At 42.8% G+C, this 26,930-nt stretch carries 30 protein-coding genes; 3 read left to right on the forward strand and 27 right to left on the reverse strand.

Annotation, left to right across the window (positions count from 1 at the left end; genetic code table 11):
• Nucleotides 1-9 precede the first annotated feature (9 nt).
• On the forward strand, nucleotides 10-237 hold the full coding sequence (locus B5F71_RS10875) for a hypothetical protein (RefSeq protein ID WP_241148593.1): 228 nt from the start codon (nucleotides 10-12) through the stop codon (nucleotides 235-237).
• On the opposite strand, the gene B5F71_RS10880 is transcribed toward B5F71_RS10875, so the two are convergent.
• The 25 genes from B5F71_RS10880 to B5F71_RS11000 form a co-directional block, all read right to left on the reverse strand.
• Nucleotides 212-1,525 (reverse strand): class I adenylate-forming enzyme family protein, encoded by a 1,314-nt coding sequence (locus B5F71_RS10880; RefSeq protein WP_087210148.1) that lies wholly within the window; start codon nucleotides 1,523-1,525, stop codon nucleotides 212-214. The genes B5F71_RS10875 and B5F71_RS10880 overlap by 26 nt on opposite strands.
• On the reverse strand, nucleotides 1,512-1,748 hold the full coding sequence (locus B5F71_RS10885; protein WP_022040301.1) for an acyl carrier protein: 237 nt from the start codon (nucleotides 1,746-1,748) through the stop codon (nucleotides 1,512-1,514). Before B5F71_RS10885 ends, B5F71_RS10880 begins: the two co-directional genes overlap by 14 nt.
• Before the next feature lie 3 nt (nucleotides 1,749-1,751).
• Nucleotides 1,752-2,843 carry an alpha/beta hydrolase-fold protein gene (locus tag B5F71_RS10890; protein ID WP_158098074.1) on the reverse strand — a complete coding sequence of 364 codons (1,092 nt, stop codon included), beginning with the start codon at nucleotides 2,841-2,843 and terminating at the stop codon, nucleotides 1,752-1,754.
• 218 nt (nucleotides 2,844-3,061) lie between these two features.
• Nucleotides 3,062-6,688 carry a 1-acyl-sn-glycerol-3-phosphate acyltransferase gene (locus tag B5F71_RS10895; RefSeq protein WP_087210154.1) on the reverse strand — a complete coding sequence of 1,209 codons (3,627 nt, stop codon included), beginning with the start codon at nucleotides 6,686-6,688 and terminating at the stop codon, nucleotides 3,062-3,064.
• A complete protein-coding gene (locus B5F71_RS10900; RefSeq protein ID WP_087210157.1) occupies nucleotides 6,685-7,545 on the reverse strand; it encodes an alpha/beta hydrolase in 861 nt (286 codons plus the stop codon). Before B5F71_RS10900 ends, B5F71_RS10895 begins: the two co-directional genes overlap by 4 nt.
• On the reverse strand, nucleotides 7,532-9,031 hold the full coding sequence (locus tag B5F71_RS10905; RefSeq protein ID WP_087210160.1) for an NAD(P)/FAD-dependent oxidoreductase: 1,500 nt from the start codon (nucleotides 9,029-9,031) through the stop codon (nucleotides 7,532-7,534). Before B5F71_RS10905 ends, B5F71_RS10900 begins: the two co-directional genes overlap by 14 nt.
• A complete protein-coding gene (locus B5F71_RS10910; protein WP_087210163.1) occupies nucleotides 9,024-10,529 on the reverse strand; it encodes a glycosyltransferase in 1,506 nt (501 codons plus the stop codon). The genes B5F71_RS10905 and B5F71_RS10910 overlap by 8 nt, the downstream gene beginning before the upstream one ends.
• Entirely contained in the window at nucleotides 10,510-10,902 is a 393-nt protein-coding gene (locus B5F71_RS10915) for a 3-hydroxymyristoyl/3-hydroxydecanoyl-ACP dehydratase (RefSeq protein ID WP_022040308.1), read from the reverse strand. The genes B5F71_RS10910 and B5F71_RS10915 overlap by 20 nt, the downstream gene beginning before the upstream one ends.
• The gene (locus B5F71_RS10920) at nucleotides 10,886-11,314 is read right to left on the reverse strand and encodes a hypothetical protein (RefSeq protein WP_087406383.1); all 429 of its coding nucleotides are present in this window, start codon (nucleotides 11,312-11,314) and stop codon (nucleotides 10,886-10,888) included. The genes B5F71_RS10915 and B5F71_RS10920 overlap by 17 nt, the downstream gene beginning before the upstream one ends.
• Nucleotides 11,301-11,918, reverse strand: a complete 618-nt coding sequence (locus B5F71_RS10925; RefSeq protein WP_087210166.1) for an outer membrane lipoprotein carrier protein LolA — start codon at nucleotides 11,916-11,918, stop codon at nucleotides 11,301-11,303. Before B5F71_RS10925 ends, B5F71_RS10920 begins: the two co-directional genes overlap by 14 nt.
• A 16-nt stretch (nucleotides 11,919-11,934) precedes the next feature.
• The gene (locus tag B5F71_RS10930) at nucleotides 11,935-12,291 is read right to left on the reverse strand and encodes an EamA family transporter (protein WP_022040311.1); all 357 of its coding nucleotides are present in this window, start codon (nucleotides 12,289-12,291) and stop codon (nucleotides 11,935-11,937) included.
• 6 nt (nucleotides 12,292-12,297) lie between these two features.
• A complete protein-coding gene (locus B5F71_RS10935) occupies nucleotides 12,298-14,067 on the reverse strand; it encodes a beta-ketoacyl synthase N-terminal-like domain-containing protein (RefSeq protein WP_087210193.1) in 1,770 nt (589 codons plus the stop codon).
• A 6-nt stretch (nucleotides 14,068-14,073) separates the two neighbouring features.
• Nucleotides 14,074-14,334 (reverse strand): phosphopantetheine-binding protein, encoded by a 261-nt coding sequence (locus tag B5F71_RS10940; protein WP_022040313.1) that lies wholly within the window; start codon nucleotides 14,332-14,334, stop codon nucleotides 14,074-14,076.
• 12 nt (nucleotides 14,335-14,346) lie between these two features.
• Nucleotides 14,347-16,026 carry a beta-ketoacyl synthase N-terminal-like domain-containing protein gene (locus B5F71_RS10945; RefSeq protein ID WP_087210169.1) on the reverse strand — a complete coding sequence of 560 codons (1,680 nt, stop codon included), beginning with the start codon at nucleotides 16,024-16,026 and terminating at the stop codon, nucleotides 14,347-14,349.
• Nucleotides 16,014-16,427: an acyl-CoA thioesterase gene (locus B5F71_RS10950; RefSeq protein ID WP_087210172.1), complete on the reverse strand. Its 414-nt coding sequence runs from the start codon at nucleotides 16,425-16,427 to the stop codon at nucleotides 16,014-16,016. Before B5F71_RS10950 ends, B5F71_RS10945 begins: the two co-directional genes overlap by 13 nt.
• 5 nt (nucleotides 16,428-16,432) lie before the next feature.
• Nucleotides 16,433-16,888 carry a pseudouridylate synthase gene (locus B5F71_RS10955; protein ID WP_087210196.1) on the reverse strand — a complete coding sequence of 152 codons (456 nt, stop codon included), beginning with the start codon at nucleotides 16,886-16,888 and terminating at the stop codon, nucleotides 16,433-16,435.
• A gap of 2 nt (nucleotides 16,889-16,890) precedes the next feature.
• On the reverse strand, nucleotides 16,891-17,640 hold the full coding sequence (locus B5F71_RS10960) for a lipid A biosynthesis acyltransferase (protein ID WP_343285804.1): 750 nt from the start codon (nucleotides 17,638-17,640) through the stop codon (nucleotides 16,891-16,893).
• 148 nt (nucleotides 17,641-17,788) lie between these two features.
• The gene (locus tag B5F71_RS10965; protein WP_022040318.1) at nucleotides 17,789-18,037 is read right to left on the reverse strand and encodes a phosphopantetheine-binding protein; all 249 of its coding nucleotides are present in this window, start codon (nucleotides 18,035-18,037) and stop codon (nucleotides 17,789-17,791) included.
• 13 nt (nucleotides 18,038-18,050) lie between these two features.
• Nucleotides 18,051-19,157 carry a methyltransferase gene (locus tag B5F71_RS10970; protein ID WP_087210202.1) on the reverse strand — a complete coding sequence of 369 codons (1,107 nt, stop codon included), beginning with the start codon at nucleotides 19,155-19,157 and terminating at the stop codon, nucleotides 18,051-18,053.
• Nucleotides 19,157-19,672: a hypothetical protein gene (locus B5F71_RS10975; protein WP_087210174.1), complete on the reverse strand. Its 516-nt coding sequence runs from the start codon at nucleotides 19,670-19,672 to the stop codon at nucleotides 19,157-19,159. The genes B5F71_RS10970 and B5F71_RS10975 overlap by 1 nt, the downstream gene beginning before the upstream one ends.
• Before the next feature lie 10 nt (nucleotides 19,673-19,682).
• A complete protein-coding gene (locus tag B5F71_RS10980) occupies nucleotides 19,683-20,909 on the reverse strand; it encodes a beta-ketoacyl-[acyl-carrier-protein] synthase family protein (RefSeq protein WP_087210177.1) in 1,227 nt (408 codons plus the stop codon).
• Nucleotides 20,910-20,921: 12 nt separating this feature from the next.
• Entirely contained in the window at nucleotides 20,922-21,653 is a 732-nt protein-coding gene (gene fabG, locus B5F71_RS10985; RefSeq protein WP_087210180.1) for a 3-oxoacyl-ACP reductase FabG, read from the reverse strand.
• Between the two features lie 293 nt (nucleotides 21,654-21,946).
• On the reverse strand, nucleotides 21,947-22,312 hold the full coding sequence (locus B5F71_RS10990) for a hypothetical protein (protein WP_143269881.1): 366 nt from the start codon (nucleotides 22,310-22,312) through the stop codon (nucleotides 21,947-21,949).
• 323 nt (nucleotides 22,313-22,635) lie between these two features.
• Nucleotides 22,636-22,788 (reverse strand): hypothetical protein, encoded by a 153-nt coding sequence (locus tag B5F71_RS20260; RefSeq protein WP_158098075.1) that lies wholly within the window; start codon nucleotides 22,786-22,788, stop codon nucleotides 22,636-22,638.
• A 31-nt stretch (nucleotides 22,789-22,819) separates the two neighbouring features.
• Entirely contained in the window at nucleotides 22,820-22,984 is a 165-nt protein-coding gene (locus B5F71_RS11000) for a hypothetical protein (protein WP_158098076.1), read from the reverse strand.
• 418 nt (nucleotides 22,985-23,402) lie between these two features.
• Here B5F71_RS11000 and B5F71_RS11005 point away from each other — a divergent pair, with 418 nt between their 5' ends.
• Both B5F71_RS11005 and B5F71_RS11010 read left to right on the forward strand, forming a co-directional pair.
• On the forward strand, nucleotides 23,403-23,741 hold the full coding sequence (locus tag B5F71_RS11005; protein ID WP_022040324.1) for a hypothetical protein: 339 nt from the start codon (nucleotides 23,403-23,405) through the stop codon (nucleotides 23,739-23,741).
• A gap of 116 nt (nucleotides 23,742-23,857) precedes the next feature.
• A complete protein-coding gene (locus B5F71_RS11010; RefSeq protein ID WP_022040325.1) occupies nucleotides 23,858-25,675 on the forward strand; it encodes a YgiQ family radical SAM protein in 1,818 nt (605 codons plus the stop codon).
• A gap of 61 nt (nucleotides 25,676-25,736) precedes the next feature.
• On the opposite strand, the gene B5F71_RS11015 is transcribed toward B5F71_RS11010, so the two are convergent.
• Complete coding sequence (locus tag B5F71_RS11015; protein WP_087210190.1) at nucleotides 25,737-26,420, reverse strand: DUF6198 family protein; 684 nt, start codon at nucleotides 26,418-26,420, stop codon at nucleotides 25,737-25,739.
• A gap of 325 nt (nucleotides 26,421-26,745) precedes the next feature.
• Nucleotides 26,746-26,930, reverse strand: a 185-nt coding sequence (locus B5F71_RS11020) for a hypothetical protein (protein WP_143269882.1), incomplete at its 5' end; no start/stop codon positions are given.

A 26,930-nucleotide genomic window follows, 5' to 3' on the forward strand; every position in this document is an offset into this window, starting at 1 on the left:
TAAACCTTAATGTATCATATTATCATGGATGCTCTTTATGATTTCTTGCCTGTGCCTTCTGCCAATGCGGAAGACACCACACCACGCCTTTACCCTAAAATCGTGTCGAAAGGGACGGTTACGTTCGAGAAGCTGACCGAACAAATCGCCAACCATTCGGGACTGACCAAAGGAACCATCCTTGCCGTGATGGACGAGACAGACTATTCATTCATATCCTATAATAATTCCGGTTAATCTTTCCATTATAGGTTCTTTCTATTTTGTCTACCCGTTCATAAAGGAAAGGAAGTTTATGCGCCTCCAAATTACTCTTCAGGAATTTAACCAATTGTTTCTGGCTAAAATCCGGAGTTTCGTCTATTACATAAAGAAGCTTCAATACTTGCCCGATAACCGGATGCTCCGCACAGATACAAATGCATTCTTTTATACCAGGATATGCCAAAACCTGATTTTCCACTTCGACAGGAGAGATTTTATAACCGCCGATATTTATCACATCATCCATGCGCCCCTGAAGGTTCAGACGTCCCTTGGAATCGATAAAACCTAAATCTGACGTATATAACGCCTCTTCATGCAAAACAGAATGTGTAAGAGCCGGTTCGCCTATGTAACCCGTCATGAGCATAGGCCCTTTACATGCCACCGAACCTGCTTCCGTTATAAAAACCGAAGCATGCTTCATGGGATATCCCAAACATCCTGCAATGCACTCGTTGCATGAATAATCATACGTAGAAACAATACCCGTTTCTGTCGAGGCATAGGTATTATAAAGCCTGGTATGCGGCAACAACTCACGCAAAACCAGCATGTCACATTGAGACATCGGTGCCGCTCCGGTTTCGATAAAATCTATCTTACCTGCCAAAGCACTTAATTTTCCGGAAGCAAACTGAATCAGCATACGCAAACTTGCCGGAACCAAAAAAGATGCAAGCCTGAAAGAAGGATACTCGAATGCGGATAAAAAAGCATCCATGTTTTTCATGCCTTCGGTAATAATAATAGTTCCACCCAGCATGATGACAGGCCAAATTTTAGAAAGGCTTCCGATATGGTTCAGAGGACCGCTGATTACGAATACGGTCTCATCGGTGTACCCCTGTGACCCGATAAGATTTTCTGCATTCGACACAATGGCACGATGACTAATCATCACTCCTTTTTGTTCACCGGTAGTACCCGTAGTAAAAAGGATATCAGCGACATCCTCCGGAATATCATTGTCCCTTACCTGCTGTTCAATATGTTCCATACGGACGTCTGGTATATCATTCTCTAACGGTACAACGGTTTTGCCCGCCAAGTGGACCGCCAAATAAGTCACAATGAAACCAACCGACTGAGTAGCCCGGACAACAACGGCCTTTCCGCTTACAGACGCCCATATCGCCGCTTCTTCCCTTACACGTTCGTATAACCGGGCGTAGCTAATACATTCAGTTCCACAGACCAAAGCATCATGCTCCGGCCTTTCCTCTGCATGGCGTATCAAATAATCGTCAAGCTTTGTCATGTTTCTCCGACAGTTTACGCTCAACCAGTTCTACCAACGTATCCAGCGACCTGAAGTTTTTAGGTGTGGCATCACGGGATTCCAACTCTATACCAAACTCTTGAGAAAGAATCATCAATATGGTAACTACACCTAAAGAATCCAACTCGCTAAATAAAAATTCTGAATCAAAATCCACAATCGGGAGTTCTGCTTCAAGCAATGTCCGAATACGCTCTTTCATATCCTATTTAAATAGTTTTGGTAAAAAATCAACCAGATATTTGCGCCAGTTTTCCCATGTATGCCCACCATCCGTCTCATGGTAAACATAGGGATAAGCATTTGCATCCAACAATTCGCGCAAATCATCATTCAATTTCTTTGTAAAATCATCCTTTCCCACGGCAATATAATAAAGTGCCGGAGGATCAGCAAACAAACGTTCCATTTTTTCCTGCATGTGTTCATAGATTGCTAAATCGCCGTTATTGGCACCTTCCGTCAACGAAGATATCTTTTTATCCAAACCTCGGTTCCCGATAAAAGGCAAAATACTTTTAAGGTCGTTCCAAGCATCATTGATGCCCCTCATGCCCTGAATCCTTTTATTATTCAACGCATTGGTGGTCTGTGCTGAAAACAGGCCGATATAATCAAACACCTCCGGATTGTTCAACGAAATATACAGCGTATGCAATCCTCCCAACGACAAACCTGCTATGGCACGCCCATCCTTGTTCTTTATTGTCCGGTAATGGGCATCTACATAACCGACGATTTCTTTTACAAAAGATTTTTCAAACTTCCCGAACATCGATGCCACATTATTGGCATCAGGCTGGACATCCGGATGAGCCGGATCGCTTCCAGGCGCAGCGGCCAATGTGACATTCCCGTTAGGCATCACTACAATCATTGGCCGGCAAAGCCCTTGGCTTATCAGATTGTCCAATATCTGCATAGCCCTTCCGCAAGCTGTCCAAGAATCTTCATCACCCCCCGAACCATGCAGCAAATACAAAACTGGATAAGACGATTTACCCGAGCTATAAGCCGCCGGAAGGTATATGGTCATGCGCCGCTTTTTCATTCCATTGAGTTCAGACGGATACCATACATGATGCAATGTACCGTGCCTGACATTCCGGGTAGCATAATTATCGGCAATGCCTCCCCCAATGATAAAATAATTGAATTCTTTATCAATATCCCTCACCCGGTTCGGATTGTTCCTATCCAGGTAAATCGTATCTTCATCCACGAAATAACGGTAGGTATAAAATTCGGAAGGCAAAGGAGCGGTCGTATAGGTCCAGAAGTCTCCTTCCCGTTTCATTTTCTTCTTTGATTCTTTCGAGAAAGAACCGATAGGAGTTTTAATCCTATTACGCTGGGCAAACATAGACCCGGCTATCTGGACAATCCTTGCATGAGAAGCTTTAAAAGTAAAGGTCACAGAATGGTCGGGATGAATTACAATCCCTTCTACCTGCCCCATCATCCTCAAGCTGCAGAAAAAGACTATCCCTATAAAGAAACAAATTCTCATATACATCAGACCATCAGATTATTTGCATCATAAACCACTGATTGCGGTTCATCCTTTGCGTTCTCAAAGATAGACAAATTATCTGTATATAACAAATTTGAAACAATTCCGTCTGCACTATAATACGCCAAAGTCCTTTTTTCTTCATTCGACTCAAACGCTACAACCGAAACATTGGGATTGACCAATGCCAACAACAAAGGAAATTCCCCCCAACCGCTATGCTTGACATATACAGTCTTTACATCCAAAGGCAAATTATCCACCCATTGGGCATAATTGCCATATTTCCTCATATTTGCCTTTACCATCCTAAATACGTCCGTTCCCTTGTACATGTATCTTTCCAGCACCAGGTTCTTATAATAAGAAGAGGTTTCCAGTTCTTTGCATAAATGCTCGTATCTTTCAATGAAAAAGCGGTGTACCAATCTTGTCGTTTCCGCATAGGTTTCTCCCCGTAATGTATCCGATAAGGTAATGCGTTGCTCTATGCAAACGGTAAGCCTGCCCGGATGAGCGGTAAAACTATACAGCGGCATGATGTTATTCATCCCATGGATAATGACCGGCAATATGTCAATGCCTAGTTCGTGCGCCAGATAGAAAGCTCCCTTATGATAACGCAAAATCGAAGACTTCGCATTCCGTATGCCTTCTGGAAATACAGCTATGCTATAGCCTTGTTCCACATAATGACGGAATACATGGATATCACGTTGCAAAGAACTGTCTTGCCATGCCCTAAAATTGTTCTGGTCTATCGTATAGAAGCCCAACCAGCGGAACATAAATCGAATAACAGGATTATGACTGGAATGCGTATTGGCAACGATAAGTATCTTAGGACTTAATGCCATCAAGCACATCGGATCAAGCAGAGATTGATGGTTGCAGATGATAATAGCAGGCTTTCCGAAATCTTCCCGGTAAGGATTACGCAGCGAATAACGCACCCCAGGTATTAAATGCTGGTCTATGCGGTGTACCCAGCTTACAAACCGGTTCAGCACCCTTTGCCTCCGAACTTTTCTCTTGACGAATAAGAAAAGCAATCCTCCTGCCAGATAACCGACCAACAATTGACACAACCACCACATTCCGCAAAACCAGGTTCTTGCCAAAGCAGAAAGAGTGAGCGGACGACGCCGGTAAGTACCTTTTTGCCTTACCATCCAATTGAAAACAATCGGAGGTAATGCAAACGCCATAAGCACCACCGAAAACATACCGATAATTGTCACCTCTGCCAGACTATGCAATGCAGGATGTTTCGCAAATATCAACGTACCTATACCTATAAACATAATCAGTGCGGAAAGAATGATGGAACTCTTGTAAGAAGCCAACAGTTTCTTGCGGTAAGCATATTCATAACAACATCCCTCTGTAATAAAAATGGTATAATCGTCTCCTTGTCCGAATATAAATGTGGCAAGGATGATATTGACAATATTAAAATGGATATCGAAAATGCCCATAATACCCAAAATCCAAATCCAACTGACAGCCATCGGTAAAAAAGCCAGCAATGCCAATTCAATCCTGCCGAACGAAAACCATAAAAACAAAAAGACAATCATACCGCAAGCCCAACCGATATAGTTGAAATTATCAGACAAATGATTGGCCAAAGCACTGTTCATGCCTTGGATGTCAAAACTGAAATAATGAGCATTTTTCCAGTCTGATACCTGTTCTTCAATAGCATACACACGCTCTTTATCAACCGACAGGACATCAACGACCTTGTAAGTGCCGGATATACTGTCTATACTGATATACGAATCCGAAATATGCTTTAATAAACCGGCTTTATCCGGCAAGGTTCCCGCATAATCAGCACATAAAATATCAAAATACGGCACAAACGCCTCTTCAACAAAACCTTCCTGGCTACACGCCTCTCTGAACTCATCGAAAAGCTTGTTCCGATGAGTATCTATAAATTGATGCCACAAAGACAAACGCTCCAACTGTTCATCCTTCGAACAAAAGAAACGTGTACAGGAATATAAACGTTCACCTTTTGCAGGGTGCACCAAACTTGCCAAAGAGTCTTGTATGGCAGAATGGAAAGATAAAGCCTCATCGAAAGAAGAACCTTTCGAAACCACATATACCGATTCCAAATCGTTATCCTCATCAGATGCCAGCTGTTGGAAATACTGCATATCTTTCCGCTGCTCTTCTGTCATATAATTGATATTTGCCAGATTAGCATCAAAACGTGTCGACAGACTGAAATACCCCAATACAAGGGTCAGCACCAATAATACCAGCAAAACCAACGGACTCCCCTTAAACGACAACTTGCCAGCCCATTCAAAAGGTGCCTCAGTAGCTTTCTCACCGGAATCCTCCTTCACACGCACCTTATTACGGAGGACATGAGGCAAATACATGATTACAAACAAGATAGTGCCTATTAAAAGGAAAGTACTGAAAAGTCCTAAGTCACGCAATGCAACAGCATCCAAAGGAATCAATGCCAAAAAGGCACCTACCGTCGTAACATTGCCAATAATCAATGGAGCAGCAACTTCACGCAATGCGCTCCGGATACTGGTTGTTGCTGATAAATGGGCAATCAGATGAAGGGGATAGTTAATGGCTATACCCAATATAATACTGGATATCCCTACCACAATCAGAGATATGTCCTTATAAATAAACGACAGCATCCCCATGGCAAAAACCCAACCCCACAAAATAGACACGGCTATCAGAAACAAGTGATAAAACCGTTTCAACGCATATAAAAGCAATACAAGAATCAAAATGATGGCAATGGATGCCGACAAAAGGCTATCACTTTTTATCTGTTTCGCATTACCAACAGCAATAACGGGACCACCGGTATGATGAACCTTCACCGTGGGGTGTAAAATCTTCAGCGAATCAGCCACAGATGACAGATAATCCACCAGGAGCGCATTGTGTTGCGTTTCACTATTCCCAAACGGAGAATACATCATCACGACAGCCTTATTCATTTCCGGCGTAAAGATATAACCATCATAAGTTTCAAAAGAAGCCGTTCCGTTCATTGTCTGCAATGACTGCAAAACAGGTGTAAACAGATGCAACGGGTCACGTGAAATATTTTCCGAGACAAGAGAAGACGACGGGAACATCAGCATTTCCTTATCCAAAGCCAACTGGCTGCTTATAAATCCCTCCGTATTCAACAAACTATCCAGCCGGACGTAATCTTTTGACGTCAGGAAATATGGAATATGAGCATAAATATAACTAGTCAACTCATTATATTTTTCCAAATCAACCTGAGTAGTCAGACCACATACCCAATGCAGGGTATCCGTTTCCTGGATGATTGATTCATAATCTTTTATAGCCTCAATAACCGATTCTGGAGAAGCTGAGATGCTATCAGAGTCACATTGATTTTCGAACACGGCAATAATCCGATTGGCTCCCGAAATATCCTGATAAACCGAAAGAGCTTCCTTCTCACTTCCACTGACAGGAAGAAAAGCCGATATGTCTTCTTTGTAATCCAAACGTACCAACGAAACAAGGAAAACAAACGTAACGGCAACAAAAGACAATACACACAACCTTTTATGTGCAGCCATATAATCGTATAATCGGATTACAAAACGTATCATCTTGCTATTGACTTAGATTTTAATAAACTATTCATCCAATTTAAAAACTCCTTTTTCCAAGCCCGGCTCTCAGCCGTTCCTTTGGTTGAGGATGCACCAAATCCATGCCCTCCTGTTTCATACTGCAAATACAGGTGTGGCACATGATTAGCTGACAAAGCCGAATCCAGCAATACGGAATTATGATAATCAACGGTAGGATCGTCTTTACAATTGACTAAAAAGACTGGAGGACAATCAACAGGAACATGCCGTTCCAAAGATAATGAATCACACAATACACGGTTGCATATCCGATTGTCTCCCAACAATGCACGACGGGAACGCTTATGGACATAAGGAGCGTTCATCGTAACTACAGGATAGACAGAAGCAATGAAAGCCGGCCATTCCGATTTGGGGAACAAAACCACGGACGACATTGCCAGATGTCCACCGGCTGAAAATCCCATAACCCCCAATTGTTTTACATCTATGCCATATTGTGCTGCATTCTCCCTAATCAGACGCAAAGCTTGCCGTAAGTCATTTTGCGGGTCCGGATAACGGTTCCCTCTAAAGATATACCGATACCGGAAAAGGAATGCCGGTACCTTGGCTGTCCGATATTTTAAGACAAATGCAGATATACCGTTCTTTTGCAGCCACAATGCCACATCTCTGCCTTCTGTTACATCGGCATGCCAAAAATAACTGCCTCCCGGTAAAATAACTACTGCTGGATTATCCGTTCCCGGCGAAAGATAAGGAGTCAATATAACATCTGCATGACAAGCCGTACCTTCCCAAATATTTATCTGCGACAAGCCTTTAATGGAAAATGCCAGTGCAAGTATGAACAATTTAACCTTCAACATGCAATTTCTCTATTATATAATTAGTTCCCAAAATTTCCTCACAAGTTTGCAACGAAGTCAAGATTACTCCACAAAAACCATGGATATTCACATTCTGACCTGTCAATAACAGATTGGACAATCGCGTACGGACGGGCAAATGAGAAGTAATAAAATTATTTACATCTTTCTTATATCCGCACATAGCCCCATGCCGTACTCCTGTATGGTCACGAATCGTAAGAGGCGAAGCCGTATCTACCAATGCGATAACTTCTCTAAAAAAAGGAAACAATCTTTCCATTTTGCTCAAAACCGTTTCAGCTACCTTATCTTTCCACTCATAATAACTTTTACTGCGTTTCCCAATCGTTGAGTTTTCCCAAGCAACCACCTCATTCCAGTCCATAGGAACCGTAATGCATAAAGTATGCGCATATTCTCCCTGATCCTGCACCGGGGGAGTCAAGAACATAAATTTCGTGATAGCCCCTTTGCGGTTGGCACTCCATACACTCTCATAACTCTCAAAGTAGTAACTGGAATAACGCATATAAGGAAACGAATCTTTCTTGAGTTTGATATTGAGAATAAATGCAGAACATGAATCTTCTGTTCCTTGCAATTGAGCATAATAAGATTTTGATACTGCAAATCTATCAGACAACAAGTCCAATAAAACAGCCGGATGTATAGATGAAATATATACATCGGCAGACAGGACACGGCCGGCATCTGTCTTCACATACTTCACTTTATCTCCTTCCACAATGATGTCGGAAACCCCTTCACCTGTTATAACCGTACCCCCATGTGCCTGAATAAAACGAACCAAGACTTCAACAAAACGGTATGTTCCTCCTTTGAACCGGCTGACCCCTTTTTGCAACAGAACAGCTATCACGGCATGAAGATAAGCAGGAGTTATCTTACAATCTCCAGCATAAAGCACATTCATGTATGCCAGAAGGCGACGCAATTTCAGGTTATGGATATACTTGGATATAAATTGGTCGACCGGCATAAAAAAGTCTGCATTCTGTACAAACACGTTTTGTCTGGAATTACGCAACAAGAATAAATCCATCTCATCGGTTATTGCATCCAATGCCTTTACATATGCACAGATGTCGTGCTCCTCATCAGGGAAATAATGCAACAAAGACTGCATGAATCCCTCCCTTCCTGCCGATATGTTATACACAGAATTGTCTTCTGCCACATATATTTTATCAGAAATGCCATCAGCGACATTTTCAATACAAATATCATTCAAAATACCCAGGTAGCGGCACAACCTGTATACGCTCCCCCCTTCAAACATGCTTGTTATCACATGCATATCGGTATCAAACACAGCACCTTTACGGTTGTAACTTTGCATTCCCCCACCCGGCTTCCTGTTTTTTTCAATAACAGTCACTTTCATGCCTTCTTTCGAAAGCAACGCAGCCGAAAAAAGTCCGCCAAGTCCGGCACCAATAACAATCACCTCCTTGTTAAGCATTCTGATCGTATTTATTACAAATCTTATGGTAAGAATTTACATAAAACTGCCTGAACAGTTTTGCTCTCTGCAAAATGGATTCAGCTATTTCCCTTTGTTTTACGGGACTAATCCGTTCACCGATAGAGAAAAGAATATTGCCGGTCCGCATATATTTTCCTTTTTTAGGCAATACCCTGTTTGCACCATAAATTACCAGTGGAAGAATATCAAGCTTCAATTGCTCGGCTATATAGAAAGCCCCCTTATGAAACCGCCCGATTTGTCCGTCCGGTGAACGGGTTCCTTCCGGAAAGACAGAAATACAATAGCCACGCTCTACCAATGTCTTCAATTTAGGCAGAATCACATCAATACCTGCCGATATAGGGTAATATTCGGCATGACGTATGACAAAGCCAAAATAACGGCTTTTCCAAACCCAATCATTAGTCAGAAATACAATCTTAGATGTCAGGCTCAACTGCAACATCAAATCCAAATGGCTTTGATGATTGCAGATTATCATGGCAGGTTTTGAAAAATCTTCAAAAGATTGGTTCATGATGCGCGTCTTTACCCCTATGAGTGGAAGCATTCTGACTGTTAAAGAACCAAATACATGAAGAAGCTTACGAATCGCACTGAAATCCAACTTTACGACTTTAGATAAAGCCACATAACACAACGAAAATGGAGTAATCACCAGTAATGTTCCTACCAAGAAGAACAACAAGGCTAAGAGCGTACTAACCAATATCCTTAATCCTCTCCATGCAGCTAAAGGCCATCCATATACCAAAGCCAACAGGCACAAAAACGTATTCAAGACCGAAATCCGAAAAAAGTCCTTACCTGGCCTAAAATGACTCACCCGTTCTTCGCGAGGAGGATAATAGACACGCACCGGAACCGATACAATTTTCACACCACGCCAGGCTCCAAAGACCAGCAACTCCAGTTCTGCCTCGTAACGTGATGTCAGCCCATTGATTCCGTAAAGTTTGTGCAAGGGATATAACCGATAACCGGTCTGGGTATCCGGAACATACTGCAATGTCTGCACACAAAACCAGAAATTGCTGAAAACATTTGCAAACTTACTTCCGAAAGAACGTTCTACCCCAGACAAATTCCTCCGCCCTAAAACAAAGCAACCCGGATATTTCTTATTGGCTTCAAGCAACACAGGTATATCTTCCGGATAATGCTGGTTGTCGGCATCCAATGTAATGGCATACGAAAAACCCATTTCAAGAGCTTTCCTAAAGCCTAGCTGCAAAGCTTTTCCCTTGCCTTTATTGTTATCATATTCAACAAGAGTAATACCCTTTACGGCATGAAGCAATTCCGTAGTGGCATCCGTACTGCCATCATTGACGACAATCACATCACGGCATTGCTCCATAGCCCGTTGCACCACCTCCACGATAGTCTTTTCATTATTATAAGTAGGTATGATTATGCAAATGCCACGGTCGCATAATTCGTCAAGTTGGTTATAATTCGTATCTCTCATGCTTCCGACAAATGATAGACAACTTAGCATAAACCAAATCAAGCTGTATGTTACTTATCACACACTGGCATGCAACTTCTTCCTTACCGATTTCTATCGAAGGAAAGGCTACTGTTAATTCCGTCAACTGGTCTGGTGAAATCACCGCAGTAAACTTTGCATTTTTTATTTTCTTCAGCTCCAAATGTTCATTTATTTCCAGTGCAAGCAACTCTTGAGCCAGCTGCAAGATACATACCCCCGGAGTCACAGGTTCGCCAGGAAAATGTGCCTCATATATAAAATGGTCAGGATTCAACCGGATAACATACGAAATGCCTCCAGATGTTTCCTCTTTACGGATAACCGTATATAAATTATTTCTCAATATCATGGTTTAAAATAAAAGTATAACTCAGTTTATGCCTTACATCCTTATATGAACTTTCTCCAGAACGCATCGCTAACATTATCTTCTTCAAATTCCGCTTCAACACACGCCGTATATACCATTTGTTCAGCTTTTCAAAAACATAATGCAATTTTATTTTCGACTTTTTCGTATCATAAGAATAATCAATCAATGTAGCTCCGAAATTATTTACAATACTTGCCTTCACCGTATCTCCACTGCAAAGCAAGATACAGATACCACTCAACTCCATATCCGACCTGCGCATCGAAAAATCATAATATACACGTTCACCTTCCTTTTCCGGGAACGACTGTCCTGCTGCCCATTGGCACACAGCCCCAAAGCATAAGACAAGAATAACAATCCTAGACTTCAGGCTATTCAACATCATATATTTTTTCATCAATAGGTTCATTCTTACGTACATGAGTCAGTGTAATCGTAGTATTGTCACCGTTTTTTTCATACAGTTCTACCTCATGAACCATGGATTGCACTTTATCATAATGAAGCACAATACGCGAGAACATCATCTTCATTTCTTTTTTCATCGGTAACAATGTCGCTACATACTGTCCGTTTTCCTGTTTAGCATCCACTTCAAAACTCTTGTCCGAGAAACAATTCCCAAGTACACTGTTCAACATAATGGCTGCAATTTCCTTAAACATCCGATTACTGTTTACATCAATGACGTCTGTACGCTCCCCTTTCTTCATCATCACCTTATTCTTGTATAAAACAAACGTATAGGTATAAGGCGAAAGATATTCCCACCTCAATTTATCCGGCTGCGAACAGCTCATTTTTCCTTTTGATACCAATTCACTGCCCAACATCTTCATGCGTTTGGTCTGAACGAAATCACACTGCATGGTTTTAATGGTTGCAGCAGACCTACTTATCTCTTTAATTATCGCGTCTTTGGATATCTCCTGACCCCAAAAAGCAAGTGGCGACAAACAGCATACGAGCCATAACAAGAATCTATTCATAGAGTATAAAATTTAACTAATTCGCTATAATAAAACAACCTAACACAATTAAAGACACTCCTAACCATTTATAGAAGTCTACTTCTTCCTGAAAAAAGACCATTGCAGCCAACAGCCCGAAGACATAGCTTAAACTCACCAATGGATAAGATGAACTTAACGGATAATGTTTAAGAATATACATCCAAAGCAAACTGGCTGCACCAAAACAAATGCCGCTCAAAGCAAATTGCCAATTGGCAAAGACCGAAATCCAAAATGATCTGGTCCAGCCGAAAGGCTCCATTCTCATCAATCCAAACTTCAAGGTAACTTGCCCTAACGTAAGCAAGATACTCTGAATAACCGCCAAAGGGAAAAGTCCGAAATTCATAGCTGTCTACTTATTATCTTTTTTCACTATAACCAAACTCTTTGAACTGATGCATGGCAATTCCTTTTTCCCGGCACGTTTAAGGAACGAAGCATATTGTCCGGTACATTCATCATGACATCCTACAAGCACCACCTTAGCCTTGCCTTCAGTTATAAGCATCCGTGCATCCGCTATTGCCCACCGCAAAGAATCCTCACCTTGCACATACGTCATGTTATAACCATGACATTTCAAACGTACAGCCAGGATTCCGGCCAGGGTATTATGTGTACTTTGCATAAAAAGCGTAGGGCTGACACTATCTTCACCCAAAGTATCAATGCTTTGCAGAATCTTTTCACTGTTAGTCAGCATTCCGTGTGAAGTCGCTACAATAATGGCATCCGGCGAATGAATGCCGGCTTCCGAAAGTACTTTCAAAGAAGTGTACATAGCCGCTTTGGTCAATAAGTCCATACGCCTTTGCTCAATAGGCGGAATAAACTGCTTCAACAGCTTCAGTTCATCCAAATTCTTTAATTCATACCCGGAAAGAATTTCAGCCTCCACTTTACTGTCAGACAACGGTAATTCACTTTCCTGCTGTGATAACAATAACGATGTATCATTGCCTCCAAAACCAAAAGAATTACATAGCACATACTGCAACCGGCATTGCCCATTACCCATAAAGGGAACAATACAATTGGTATCTGCTGTCTGCCAGCCAAGATTAACAGGAATATAATGATTCCGCATAGCTATCAAGGAAATAACAGTCTCTATCGCTCCTGATGCACTCGTCGTATGTCCGGTAAACGATTTGGTACTTGATACCGGTGGAATATTTCCGCCAAACAAACGCTTTAAAGCGACCGATTCGCTTTGGTCATTATTCAAAGTTCCGGTGCCATGAGCATTTATATAATCAACCTGCGTATAATCTATTCCCGCCATACATAAGGCATCCTGCATAGCCAAATATGCACCTTCTCCATTTTCAGATGTGGCTGTTTGATGAAAAGCATCACAACGGTTACCATATCCGGCTATGAAAGCCGAAACTTCAGCATGACGGGCAACAGCATCCTCAAAACGCTCCAGCACGACATAGGCAGCACCTTCACCCAAATTCAATCCTGAACGGGAAGCATCAAAAGGACGGGATGGTTCAGATGACAAAATCATCAGACTCTTAAACCCATTCAAATGAAACAGGGAAAGAGATTCAGCCCCGCCAGCGACAATAAGGTCTGCTTCGCCAGCCAACAGCATTCTCGTTCCAAGAATAATTGCATTCAATGCTGAAGAACAAGCCGTAGAGACAGTACAGGTATCCGCATCAAGCCCTGCAAGTTCTGCAATATCCACCGAAGATTTACCGCAATCAAATGCATCCAGATAATCCAAATAGGTATCATCGGCCAGGATAGAATGATAAAAACGTTCTGTCACATCCATCCCTCCCACGGTAGTACCGGAAATAAAGCAGACACGCCTGGTTTTCAAATATGGAAGCTTCAGACCGGCATCATCCAAAGCCTGACGCACCGCATAGGCTCCCAGCAAGACCGTACGGCTGACAATCTTGTCAGCCCGTATGCCCAATGAAATTTTCAGCTCTTCATCCGATTGCTTTACTTCTCCTACCAGCAGGTCTTTATGACACGAAGGAAGATACTTCATGCCCTGGATACCACTCTTACGGGCTACCAGCGCATCAGATACAGTTTTCTTATCTGTACCTATCGCACAAATGATGCCGCTGCCTGTTATCGCTATACGTTGTTTCACAATCACTTATTTAGTGCGGTGTTCTTTTACATAATCCGCTATATGCTCTATACTGGTAAAAATAGCCTTTCCTTCTGCTGCATTAGACAAACGGATACCATAGTTCTTTTCCAACAGCACAATAATCTCCAGGGCATCAATCGAATCGAGCCCCAGACCTTCATCACCGAAAAGCGGTGCTTTGACATCTATATCTTCAGGAGATACTCCTTCTAAATTTAATGCTTCAATAATCTGTTCTTTAAGTTTCAATACCAAATCTTCCATAGTGTCTTATTTTCAATTTACTTTTTTAATCAATCTAATATCAGCTACAAAATCATCATCTCCCATATATTCCAGCCAGCCGGTTAAGCAATAAGAGAGATTTTCATCAGCCAAAGTTGAACTTACCAGTTGCCCCATCATTTTTTCATCCCGCTCTGGCAAAATATAAAACGATGTTTCACTATGCATACCATGCCGTAATGCTATTTCCCCGTTGACTATATTGGGCAAAGTATAAACAAAAGCACTGGGGCTTGGGAAAAAATTATTCTCCCCGCTGATAGATGCAAGGTATTTCTTATCCGCACAAAGAGACGAACTGTGGTTGAACAGGACAATGGCAGTCTGTTCATAGCTGTCAAAATCCGGTACCGATTGGAACAACAGTTCTGCAGCGACCAGCCCTAACCGAGACAAACCATCCATCTTATAAAAACGTGGGTAGTCTCCCATGCTGCGCTTATACAGTTCCACTATCAGGTTTTTCCCTCTTTCCACCATCGGCAGCCGGTTTTCATTTATCCATATTTCCTGCGAAGATAGAATAACTTTGCTTATTGTCGTATAATCCGGAAGATGTAACACACGGTTATCTTCTTCCGCCTTACCAGTAAAGAAAACGGCTGCATTGCACCCTCCGAATCCAGAAATGAGTTTGACAAAAGCGTTTTTATCGGAACTACGGTTATGGGAAGACATATTGATAACCCCTGAGACACCGGAAGCATGAAAACCTCTGGTACCTAAGATAACACCATCATCTGCCGATAACATCGAAATAATACATTCCATTACACCAGCAGCCCCCATAGTATGCCCAAAATAACCTTTCAATGCATTTGCCGGAACGTCCGTAAGGTGAGAGCGTTCAAGCGCTTTCCATTCCATCTGGTCATTATACAGAGTTGCCGTACCATGCAGATTGATAAAAGCCAACTCTTCTTTTTCATTGCCAAGCACCTTTGCAAGTGCCATCCCCGAACCAATCCCTTTCGGCGAGGGAGTACTGATATGATATGCATCATTACATACCGCCCCTCTGCAGATATGCCATTTCCCCTTGCTTGCCGACAAAACGACAGTAGCGGCTGCCTCGCCCAAATTAAGTCCGATGCGTTCTTCGTCAAACGGTCTGCATTCATCCGGAGAAAGTGCTTTTAAAGACTCAAATCCGGAAACAATGAATTTTCCCAACACATCGCAACCACATACCACCACATGACGATAAAAACCAGCATCAATCAGCCGCGAAGCAGCAATCAAAGCAGAGACACCCGAGATACAGGCATTACATACCACAAGAGGTTCATTGACAAAACCCAAATAACGGGCAATCTTCTCAGCCGTTCTTCCTGGCAAAACTTGTTCATCCGAGATAGTGTCCAACGATTCGACATTCGCTTTCGTGGTACTCAACACAAAACATACCTCTTTACCCGATACATCCATACCGATGCCAGCAATCGCCTTCCGGACCGAATGGATAACAAGAGATTCAAACCAAGTAAATCCTTCAACCAGAAGCTGTTTCCGCATTGCCTCATCAAAGACAGACGCTGTTACCGACAATGAGGTACCGAATGCTTTTTCGCAAAGACGCAACGAAGAATTGCCACACTTGATTGCATGATAATTCATCTCACTCGTAAAGCCAAGTGGCGATATGATATTATGTGCTACTACTGTTGCCATTTGCGCTTCCATTCTTCAAAAAAATCAGGATTACTAAACAAGAGTTGATAATCCATATCCATAAAAACTTGTACGGTAGTGGCCCGGCAATACAATGAATCATCCTCATAATCCCTGATTTCGTAATGAAAGATAATCTTGGCTGCTTCTGTAGGCTGGTAAGATATGCTTACATAAGCCTTGCTTCCATACCTAAGAGGTTTGCGGTACTGGATTTGCATATCCACAATAGGCGCATAACATGCATGTTCCAGATATCCTTCATAAGTAAGTCCGTATTTTTCCCCGAAAGCCTCACGTGCATCTTCCAGATACTTAGCATACGAACCATGCCAGACAACCTTCATCATATCCACTTCGCTAAACCTGACCTTTATTCCTACTTTTTCCGTCAATACCATACCAGCTAACTTTTTAAAGCAATCTTCAAATCAGCATTTACAAGGAGCTGATTGCCTTTTCGGATAATAGCCTTTGCCAAAATCATTCCCAGAATTTCATCTTGAACCGTAACCTCTGTCGTTATCACATCGCCCGTATGAGGCAGCGATTCAATAGTAAGATTCTTCAGTGAACCGATATAACCGATTTGGATGCCCTGCTTCAGAATGTATTTATTGATATACCCAATACGTGCGGCACAAGTCTGGGCGATGTTCTCAATAAGTCCATAACCTTGCATCACTCCATGTTCCACATAAATATTTGTTTCCCGGATTGTAGTCTCACTAACCACTTTATCTTTTTCGTAATGAGTCAGGCAATCAATCATTACAAACGGAGGCTGCTGCGGTAAAAGTTCGCTCAGACGGATACTACGCATAAATTCGTCTGATGGGTTATAAAAATCAAATTCATTCATCTTCATTCATGCCAAAAATCAAAATAATTATACCATTGTGTCGGATACAGGCCAAGCATTTTCTCCAGTTCTTTCACATAAGCATCAGAAAGTTCTTCTATCCGAGCCTTGCCGTTTGCCTCTTTATTATATAATAAAGGAGTAATATAAATCGTATATTGCTTTGCAGCAGTCTTCATCACGTTTACAGCCACAACGTCCAGCGAACGCATCGTCGCTATGCTGAAAGGTCCATAGGGAAATGAAGCTTCCCCACCCAAGAAATACTTCACCAGTTTTTTAGGCGACCCCCAGATTCGGTCTGCCGGTATGCTTACCACTTCCCCTTTTGATAGGGCTGCATTGATATCGAACAGATGTGACATATCCGGAGATACAGGTATCATACGGATATGTGTATCCTTGAACAGGAACATCCGGTTCTTCATTACCGATTCCTTTTCCCCCCAATAAACCAAAGCATTGAACGCTTTCTTGTCTGCCTTCAAAGAATAACCGGCAATTTCATAATTCCCGATATGAGAACTCAACTGTACGAACGCATCGGGCTTTTCAAGCAAACGGAGATAAGCATCATAACCAACCACCTTCACTTCAAACCTTTTTCCTGCATACATGGCAAACTTATCGATGACTACTTGGGCGAAAAGGCAATGGTTCAGATAGGTATACCACGCCGAGCGCAGACAGCCGAACTGCATGCGCTTACGCATATAATGGAAAATAATCTTGCGGCTTGGGTTCAGTATCAAACATACCGGTATAACAAAAAGTGCCGTAAAAACATAGAACACTCTTACATCAATATAACGCAACATCCTAATCAGCCATCGATGCATCCAGTTATTCCCGTATGTCGTACCTGCCCATTGCTTCTCCATTGCAATACAATAACAAGAATTACTGACAGTTTAACTTGCTTTCGATGTAATCACAGAATTGGCCATAAGTCTTCACCCCTGTCATGTCTTCGGGCTTTATCTTAAAACCAAACACCCGGTCTATAATAACGACAATGTCCACGTAGTCCAAACTGTCAATACCCATATCATCTTTCAGACTGGCTTCAGGAAAAATCTTATCCTCTTCTATTTCCAGTTCGTCTACCATCAACGCTTTTACTTTTTGTTCTATTTCTTTTCTGCTCATATTTCTTTAATTATTATTGTTTCAATTTACAAACTAAAATACTATGTCCCTGGCCCAAGCCATCGAATATTTCCTCTATTTCCAATCCTGCCTTACCGATACATTCTGACAAATCATTCGTATGATACATTTTGCTGTTCCCGTTTGCTAAAGCAGCAAAATAGAGCGAAGTCATCGTAAGACAAAAAGCAGCCGGTTCGAAATGCTGACGGTCCCAAAGTGTCTCCATGATGTATAACCGGGTTTGACCCGACATTACTTCCCTGGCGCGTAAAAGAATGCTGACGATTTCATCCATAGAAAAACAATCCAGAAACTGAGACATCCATATTGCATCCACACCACCTTCCCGACGGGGGAACGCACTGTTTTTATCCAAAAGGTTCATGCCGAATCCCTTTATCCGTCTGGCTTCTGCATCAGGCATTATCTGTTTTTTCATCATCTCTATCTGCTGCGGCAAATCCAGAACAGTCACCTCGACCTCTTTATCAAAATGCACACATTGTAAAGCCCATTTGCCCGTATTTCCACCTACATCATACAACGAACGTGTCTGATGCTTCTTAAACACAATCTGCAAAGCTTCAGGGAAAGAGGCATCACTGTAAAAATGGTCAAATGCAAACCATGAACGCTGCACCTGCTCCGGCAACTCCGAAAGACCTTCATAAATAGTAGGCCAATCGCCGAAATGTTTCAGTCCCACGGGCTTTCCCTCTTTCAAGGATGCTTCCAGATGAAACCACCCTTCATAATTCACATCCTGATTAAAATCGATATTAACCCGGGTAGCCGGATCGTTTATCAGAAACCAACCAGTCTTGCTCAATGTATAACGTTCGGCCTGCACATCGACCAACAGAATACCTATGCTCAACGAAGCTTCCAGCAAACACTTGACTGCATACTCTGACTGTTTCGTCTTCTTCACGATTTCTTCAAGTGTAAGACCTTCTCCAGAATCTCTTATCAGATCCAGGATGCCCCATTTAAGCATAATCCTAGCAACTTGGAATACCACAGGTCCCCACGCAATAAACTCTGCCAAGCGTTGTGCTTCGCGTGCCGATAAATGTTCCTTCGTGTACCGTTCTTCCAATGCAGGAAATAAATGTATCATTGTTTCGCTTTTTTCTTTTCAACCTTTATCATCTTTGCCATACGTTTGGCCAACGCTTCACCGGTAGACTTACACCCGTCACCCATTAGGTTCATGTTAGAGCCAAAGGTACCTCCATCTCCTTTTATGTCTGAAATCGTAGCAATCACATTCCCGTCGATGTCTAAAATCTCAGCATTGCTGAGCATGTCACCTTTCCTGCTGACTGACACGACATTTACCTTAACCGTATAATCAGCTTTTGGGAAATTGCCCAATATAAAACCTACTTTTTCCTCATCGTTAAATTCTTCAACCAATTTAGCAATCACTTCATTCTTTCCTTTGGCATAACTCGGCTCATAGGTTGAAAAAGCATTTTCATCCATGTTATGTATAGAAGCATTCGAAAAATCGACAACCAGATTAACTACCTGTGCTTGGCTTACATCCAATATTGTTTTTTCTTGAGCTCCCACATAAAATAAGCTTCCCAGTACAAACACAAGGGACAAAATAACCTTCTTCATCATTCAAAAATATTTATTTGTTTAACTTCTTAATAACCAATGCCGAATTTGTTCCTCCAAAGCCAAAAGAATTGCTTAATATAACATCCAACTCCATATCTATAGTCTTTGTAGCCAAATGCAACTTCTCCGAATATTCGTCCGGATTCATGAAATTAATGTTAGGAGCCACAAAATTATTCTGCATCATGACAATCGAATAAACCAGCTCGCTTGCACCTGCCATCCAGCATTCATGCCCGGTCATCGACTTCGTACTGGATATCCATGCATGTTTCTTGTCGAACAGACGGGATAAAGCCATCGCCTCTACCATGTCACCACGCGGTGTAGAGGTTGCATGGGCATTGATGTAATCTACATCGTCTGCCTCAATCGCAGCATCCTTCATTGCCCGCATCATGGCAAGTGCCGACCCTTCATCACTAGGCTGAGAGATACCTCCACCATTACTGGAAAAACCATAACCACAGACTTCGCATAAAATCTCTGCTCCCCGCGCCCTGGCATGTTCATACTCTTCAAGTACAAGAGCCGCTGCACCACCACTTGGTATCAAACCGTCACGGTCACGGTCGAAAGGGCGGGAAGCCTTGTCCGGCTCATCTGTCCGCATCGAAAAAGTACGGATAGCATCGAACGAGGACATTCCGTACATATTGACTTCCTGTGCTCCACCACACAGAATCATGTCCTGCAATCCCTGCTTAATCAGCATATAACCCAGACCTATCGAATGGCTGCCGCTGGCACAAGCGGCACTTACCGTAAAGTTGATGCCACGCAAGCCAAAGATAGAGCACAAATTCATATTGACCGTAGAATTCATCGACTGGAAAATAGACCCGGAACCGACCAGTTCGGAGTCGTGTTTTTCCGCCATAATCTGATAACCTTTGATGACAGCCTCTGCTGTAGAATCGTTTCCGAAAATACAGCCCACCTCATTGCCTGCCAAATAAGAGCTGTCTACACCTGCCATCCGGAAAGCCTCACGGGCTGCCATATATGCATATTCGGCTTCTTCCGACAGGCAAGCCCGCTGACGGCGGTCAAGCAATCCTTTCAATTGGGGCTTTTCTACGATTCCCGTCAGAGGCGACCTGAATCCATAAGCGATACGGGCTTTATCAATACCTATACCCGATTTTCCTTCATACAAAGAACACTTGATAGTATCTATATCTGTACCGATGCACGCCCATGCACCGATACCGGTAACTACTACTCTCTTATTCATAAGCCCTATGCACTAAGTATACAAACCACCGTTTATCGAAATCACCTCGCCTGTAATATAACCGGCTGCATCCGAGCACAAGAATCCGACCAATGCTGCCACTTCTTCCGGCTTGCCGAAACGATTCATCGGAACCATCTTCTTCAGGTCTTCAACAGGCAAATCTTTGGTCATATCGCTTTCGATGAACCCAGGAGCAACGGCATTAACCGTCACATTCCGACTGGCAACTTCTTGTGCCAAAGCTTTGGTCGCACCTATCAACGCCGCTTTTGCTGCACTGTAATTTGTCTGTCCAGGCATACCTTTCAGTCCCGACAGAGAAGCCATGTTGACAATATGCCCTCCGTGTTTTCTCATCAGCATTTTAGGCAACAATTTCCGTGTCACGTAATAAAAACCGTTCAGCGAAGTATTGATGACATCATGCCAGTCCTGTTCAGGCATCATAAACATCAGGTTATCCCGCCGTATGCCTGCATTATTAATAAGGTATGCTATATAATCATCCGGATGGTTTTGTTCCCATGCATCCAAAGCCACAGAGACTTCCTGCTCGTTTCCGACATCAAACTTCAGTAACTCTGCGCTTCCACCACGGGAAACAACCGTATCTAAAACCTCACGGGCTGCTGTATCATTAGACTGATAATTAATCAGAACCGGTATACCCATTTGCGACAGTGTCAGACAAACCGCCCGTCCTATCCCTCTTGAGCCACCTGTTACAAGAGCATATTTCATATTCACTTGGCTATTTTATAAAAAAATTATTCACGCGCAAAATTATAAAATACCATTCAAAAGACAAAACTACTTATCTTCTTTTTCAGAACAAACGCATCTAAATTATGCAGATTATCCTCAACGGCGGAAAGATTGTCTGAAGTAGTACTGCATCTGCCAATGAAGTATATATCCGTAGACGGATGAAGTATCAATTCATGGATTACTTCCTTTGTTCGTCCGCAGAAGCCGACTGCATGAAAAGTCCCTTACAGTCAGGACTGCTGTCCCAGCGGAATAGGACTACAGTCCTATATAGGGTAGGACTGCAGTCCTGGCTGCAAGGGACTGAGCGAGGACTGAACTGCTACGGACTGGAAAGTAGTATGCTGCCGGGAATTGATTTGCAATTCCATACTCACTGAATCCGCCTTGCAATCGTAATGCAGATACCGGTCAGTAGCCGGACACGCAATGCCAACCGTTTGAGAAGATACGGCATAAAACCGGTTCCAATAGGCAGAGACTACCGGATACTTTTCCTTATATTCCAACAGCATCTTGCACAACTTACCATCAGCAGACATCCGCCAAAGGCCGCACGGACCATTATAAATGAAATCCGGTGTAAAACAAAGGAAACTGCCGTCGGGCAACAACGTTATATGATTAGCCATATATTCAGTCGTAATCGTACGGAGAAAATCACCGGTAAAAGTATATATATATGAATTTTCCCCGCCACCTTATCATATACATACAAGGCCTCCGGATGACTGCCGACCATCAGACGGGTAACCGTGGTATATTCGCCGGGACCTTACATGCCTCACCGCCCGAACGGAAAGAACGGGAGCATCCACAAAGCAAAAATACTAAAATCACATACACATACTTCATCTTGTTTACCCTTATATTGAAATTAATATTACAGAACGCATAATCCTACAACCGAATCATGCGTTCGATATAAATATTCTTCACAAAATCTCCTATACTATTAAGGACAAACATCTATCGCAGAACAAGCACTATATTTATTCGCAGTATATTTACAACAGGACATTTCTTTATTCTGCGCCTGATAAGCCGTTACACCTGCGACTACAGCCAAAGCGGCTGCAAACGTGATTTTCAATATATTCTTTTTCATCTTTTGCTAATTTTTATGTTATTATTGTTTTTCATTGATACCTGCGAAGCTGCAAATCACCGGTTTGCACATCTTCTGTTGTATTCTTAGAAGCTGTTTTGAATTTCTCCAAAAAGTTTTTCTTGGCTTGATGTATCCGTTTCCGTGTGTGCTTTGGGTGATTTTTTGGTCCTTTGCGCGGTATGAAAATGTGCATTTTGTATATGCCACGTAGTAGAGACGATGTGCACATCGTCTCTACAAAAGCGGTGCGAAATGTTCAAGAAAATGCACAAATTCATACCGCGCATGGTATAATATCAAAATAGTAAAGAGTAAATTACAATATGAATACCGCAATGAGCCAATGTAGGGACGGTGTCCACCCGCCCGTATGCGCCTGCGTGGATGTATTCGGGCAGGCAAACCCTTCCCTACAAGTTAATTGACAAGATGCGGAATTCATTAAAATATTCTACGTGCTGATTGGGGGTAAACAGGTGAAAAACACGTCTTATCGGCATCAGGAGACGTGCGCCTCACCATGTATATGTGAAAAAATCCGCTCAAGAATACACAGAATAAGAAAAAACGGTTATCTTTGCTTTACATTAACCTCAAAAACGACAAATATCATGTTTACAATTCAAGCAAACCCGTCCGGCACACGGACTATGGAAATATCAGAAGAACACCTGAAAACCATTGAAAAATATGCCTTGTTCCAACACCTGATAGACAGCAACGGCATTGTAGACGAATCGGTTCTGGACAAACTGAAACTGAACGTGCGTTCGCTCATCGTTTCTTCTGAAGGTAATTGCAAAGACCTGCTCGACCTGTGCATTGATGTGATTTATCACAACAACATGAAAGCATTTGGCCTGTATCAGCTTATCCAGCTGTACATCAAATGGCAACGTGAGCAGGAAGGCAGCCTTAGCCCCGAACTGCTGAACGAACCTCTGAACTGAGAAACTGTTTTGAATTTCTACATTCACACGGAGGGCACGGAAATAAACAGATAAACAAAAAGAGAGTCTTTCTGTGTCCTCCTTATGATGAAAACCTCAAACCCTGAAATCTCCCAATGACAAACAAAACCTATCAACTGACAGACTGGCTACCTACGACAAAAAAAGAAGTGGAACTAAGAGGCTGGAACGAACTGGATGTCATCTTATTCAGCGGAGACGCTTATATCGACCATCCTTCGTTCGGTGCTGCCGTCATCGGGCGTATTCTGGAAGCAGAGGGACTGAAAGTAGCCATTGTGCCCCAACCTAACTGGCGTGACGACCTGCGTGACTTCAAAAAGCTGGGGCGCCCACGCCTGTTCTTCGGTATAAGCGCCGGAAGTATGGACAGCATGGTAAACAAATATACTGCCAACAAACGGTTGCGGAGCGAAGATGCCTATACCCCCGACGGAAGACACGACATGCGGCCGGAATATCCGAGCATAGTATATACACGCATCCTGAAAGAACTGTATCCGGATGTACCCGTCGTGCTGGGAGGTATCGAAGCATCCCTGCGCCGCCTGACGCATTACGACTATTGGCAAGATAAAGTATGCCCTTCTATCCTGATAACTTCAGGTGCCAACCTGCTGATATACGGCATGGGCGAAAAGCCCATAACCGAACTGTGCCGGCACATGAAAACATGCGGCACGCCACTACCCACCGACATTCCACAAACGGCTTATCTGGCCGACCGGAAAAGTTTTGCTGCAGAAGAAACAGACCTGCACCTCTTCTCGCATGAAGAATGCCTTGCCGACAAACGTAAACAGGCGCAGAACTTCCGCCACATCGAAGAAGAATCGAACAAATATGAAGCATTGCGTATTTGGCAGGAAACAGGCGATAAGGTAGTAGTCGTAAATCCACCTTATCCACCCATGAGCCAAAAAGAACTGGACCATTCGTTCGACCTTCCTTATACACGCTTGCCTCATCCGAAATACAAAGGCAAGCGCATCCCTGCATACGATATGATTAAATTCTCGGTCAATATCCACCGGGGATGTTTCGGAGGCTGCGCATTCTGTACCATATCGGCACACCAAGGAAAATTCATCGTGAGCCGAAGCAAGGAAAGCATTCTGAAAGAAGTAAAAGCAATTACAGAAATGCCCGACTTCAAAGGTTACCTAAGCGATTTGGGCGGACCATCTGCCAACATGTATGCCATGCATGGGAAAGATGAAAAGTTGTGTCACAAGTGCAAACGCCCTTCGTGTGTGCACCCGAAAATTTGTCCGAACCTGAATACCGACCATCGCCCGCTACTGGACATCTATCACAGCGTGGATGCCTTGCCCGGCATCAAAAAGAGTTTCATCGGAAGCGGAGTGCGCTACGACCTGTTATTACATCAAAGCAAAGACCCTGAAGTAAATCGGAGTGCAGCACAGTATACGCGCGAACTCATCGTACGTCATGTAAGCGGACGGCTGAAAGTAGCTCCTGAACATACAAGCCCACGGGTATTGGACATCATGCGCAAACCTCCGTTCGAACAATTCTATGAATTCAAACGAATCTTCGACCGCCTGAACCGTGAATTGAACCTGCGCCAACAGATTATTCCCTATTTCATCAGCAGTCATCCCGGATGTACAGAAGAGGACATGGCCGAACTTGCCGTCATCACTAAAAAGCTGGACTTTCATTTAGAACAGGTACAAGACTTTACACCTACTCCCATGACTGTCGCAACAGAAGCCTGGTACACAGGTGTGCATCCATACACACTGGAACCCGTTTTCTCGGCAAAAACACAGAAAGAAAAGTTGGCGCAACGTATGTTCTTCTTCTGGTATAAGCCTGAAGAACGGCGCAAAATCATTGCCGAACTGAAACGGATAGGGAGAAGCGACCTGATAAAGAAACTGTATTGATACTGTTCTGCCCCCAAAAGGTGTGTCAAGACAAACAGACACACCTCCAACACTCAGCTGTTTATTTATGCAAAATACGTACTGGCATCAGCCGGTAAAGCATCTTGCGGGTCATGATTTTATGATTCAAGAAATTCACAATATAACCAGTAATAAGTGCTGCTACAACCGAGCCTTCACGTACTCCTTCAATACTTCGAGTAAAGCCTAACGAAAGAAGCACAGCTATCAGAACCAACGTTACATCGAAACCAACCTTTACATTACCGAATTCCTTATGCAAACGGCGAGAAAGATATTTCACTGTTCCTTCGGCACTCATCATCGCTACCTTAGGCTTGATTTCGAACACCACACCTACCGACTGAACCAGACATCCCGTCAACAAAACTCCTATTGACATCAGGTAACCCGTAGTATGCAACTCTGAAGTAAGCCACATGTTCAAATCAATAAATGCAGAAAATACGAACGACAAGGGTATCTGAAGCAAGATTTCTACCACATCTTTGCGCGTACCGTACCTACCCCGGATAAGCCAAAGCTGAATCAGTACCATCAGCATATTGGTGATAAATGTCCATGTTCCCAAGGTAAGCGGAGTATTCAGACTCAACACGTAATTGGTACTGGAAATGGGGGTGGTTCCTAATGCCGAATGCACAATCAATACGATTCCCATTGCCAAGAAATACAGACCTAAAATAAAAACCAAATACCTTTTAATCAAACTTTCCTTTTCCATATCGCTTTATGAAACTATTTATATTTGCATGCAAAGGTACTGTTTTTCTGGGAAAAACGGATAAGACATTCAGAGTTTGTGGAATAAAAAAATCGGGTACAAGGACACTTTTCTATTTAATAAATGTCCGCAATTAGCCAATCCGTTTGAGTTGCAAACGCAATAGTACTGCGTTTGCCGATGAAGATATATTCGTAGGCGGATGCAGTATATATTCAACCGCGAATGCAGTATATATTCATTTTTCAGGGGTATATATTGGCTAAAGGACATTCATTTCTATTTACGGTATCCTTGCGTCCCGATTTCTTCTCTTATTGTTTCGTTACAACGGCTTATACTCTACAAACGCCTCCATCGCCTCGTAGCAGGCAAGCCCCAATTTGTCGTAAAGCGAAGCTGTGCCACGGTTGCGGTCCTCGCTGCGTTGCCAGAAGAGGCGCTCGTCATTGCCCAGGAACGGGGCACTCTCCATCTGAGACTGGTGCTTCAGGATGGAATTCCGTTTCG

The organism is Bacteroides sp. An269 (assembly GCF_002159755.1).
Lineage (GTDB): Bacteria > Bacteroidota > Bacteroidia > Bacteroidales > Bacteroidaceae > Phocaeicola > Phocaeicola intestinalis.

Excerpts from the sequence above, each read along its gene's own strand:
- B5F71_RS10915 (WP_022040308.1), bottom strand. The coding sequence starts at position 10,902 with ATGATATTGAGAAATAATTTATATACGGTTATCCGTAAAGAGGAAACA.
- B5F71_RS10910 (WP_087210163.1), bottom strand. The coding sequence starts at position 10,529 with ATGAGAGATACGAATTATAACCAACTTGACGAATTATGCGACCGTGGC.
- B5F71_RS10900 (WP_087210157.1), bottom strand. The coding sequence starts at position 7,545 with ATGTTGAAGGTTAAATTGTTCATACTTGCACTGGCATTTTCCATTAAA.
- B5F71_RS10965 (WP_022040318.1), bottom strand. The coding sequence starts at position 18,037 with ATGAGCAGAAAAGAAATAGAACAAAAAGTAAAAGCGTTGATGGTAGAC.
- B5F71_RS10945 (WP_087210169.1), bottom strand. The coding sequence starts at position 16,026 with ATGGCAACAGTAGTAGCACATAATATCATATCGCCACTTGGCTTTACG.
- B5F71_RS10890 (WP_158098074.1), bottom strand. The coding sequence starts at position 2,843 with ATGAAACGGGAAGGAGACTTCTGGACCTATACGACCGCTCCTTTGCCT.
- B5F71_RS10905 (WP_087210160.1), bottom strand. The coding sequence starts at position 9,031 with ATGCTTAACAAGGAGGTGATTGTTATTGGTGCCGGACTTGGCGGACTT.
- B5F71_RS10975 (WP_087210174.1), bottom strand. The coding sequence starts at position 19,672 with ATGATGAAGAAGGTTATTTTGTCCCTTGTGTTTGTACTGGGAAGCTTA.
- B5F71_RS10880 (WP_087210148.1), bottom strand. The coding sequence starts at position 1,525 with ATGACAAAGCTTGACGATTATTTGATACGCCATGCAGAGGAAAGGCCG.
- fabG (WP_087210180.1), bottom strand. The coding sequence starts at position 21,653 with ATGAAATATGCTCTTGTAACAGGTGGCTCAAGAGGGATAGGACGGGCG.
- B5F71_RS10980 (WP_087210177.1), bottom strand. The coding sequence starts at position 20,909 with ATGAATAAGAGAGTAGTAGTTACCGGTATCGGTGCATGGGCGTGCATC.
- B5F71_RS10930 (WP_022040311.1), bottom strand. The coding sequence starts at position 12,291 with ATGAATTTCGGACTTTTCCCTTTGGCGGTTATTCAGAGTATCTTGCTT.
- B5F71_RS11015 (WP_087210190.1), bottom strand. The coding sequence starts at position 26,420 with ATGGAAAAGGAAAGTTTGATTAAAAGGTATTTGGTTTTTATTTTAGGT.
- B5F71_RS11010 (WP_022040325.1), top strand. The coding sequence starts at position 23,858 with ATGACAAACAAAACCTATCAACTGACAGACTGGCTACCTACGACAAAA.
- B5F71_RS10950 (WP_087210172.1), bottom strand. The coding sequence starts at position 16,427 with ATGGTATTGACGGAAAAAGTAGGAATAAAGGTCAGGTTTAGCGAAGTG.
- B5F71_RS11005 (WP_022040324.1), top strand. The coding sequence starts at position 23,403 with ATGTTTACAATTCAAGCAAACCCGTCCGGCACACGGACTATGGAAATA.
- B5F71_RS20260 (WP_158098075.1), bottom strand. The coding sequence starts at position 22,788 with ATGAAAAAGAATATATTGAAAATCACGTTTGCAGCCGCTTTGGCTGTA.
- B5F71_RS10955 (WP_087210196.1), bottom strand. The coding sequence starts at position 16,888 with ATGAATGAATTTGATTTTTATAACCCATCAGACGAATTTATGCGTAGT.
- B5F71_RS10895 (WP_087210154.1), bottom strand. The coding sequence starts at position 6,688 with ATGATACGTTTTGTAATCCGATTATACGATTATATGGCTGCACATAAA.
- B5F71_RS10920 (WP_087406383.1), bottom strand. The coding sequence starts at position 11,314 with ATGATGTTGAATAGCCTGAAGTCTAGGATTGTTATTCTTGTCTTATGC.
- B5F71_RS10875 (WP_241148593.1), top strand. The coding sequence starts at position 10 with ATGTATCATATTATCATGGATGCTCTTTATGATTTCTTGCCTGTGCCT.
- B5F71_RS10925 (WP_087210166.1), bottom strand. The coding sequence starts at position 11,918 with ATGAATAGATTCTTGTTATGGCTCGTATGCTGTTTGTCGCCACTTGCT.
- B5F71_RS11000 (WP_158098076.1), bottom strand. The coding sequence starts at position 22,984 with ATGCACATTTTCATACCGCGCAAAGGACCAAAAAATCACCCAAAGCAC.
- B5F71_RS10885 (WP_022040301.1), bottom strand. The coding sequence starts at position 1,748 with ATGAAAGAGCGTATTCGGACATTGCTTGAAGCAGAACTCCCGATTGTG.
- B5F71_RS10990 (WP_143269881.1), bottom strand. The coding sequence starts at position 22,312 with ATGGCTAATCATATAACGTTGTTGCCCGACGGCAGTTTCCTTTGTTTT.
- B5F71_RS10940 (WP_022040313.1), bottom strand. The coding sequence starts at position 14,334 with ATGGAAGATTTGGTATTGAAACTTAAAGAACAGATTATTGAAGCATTA.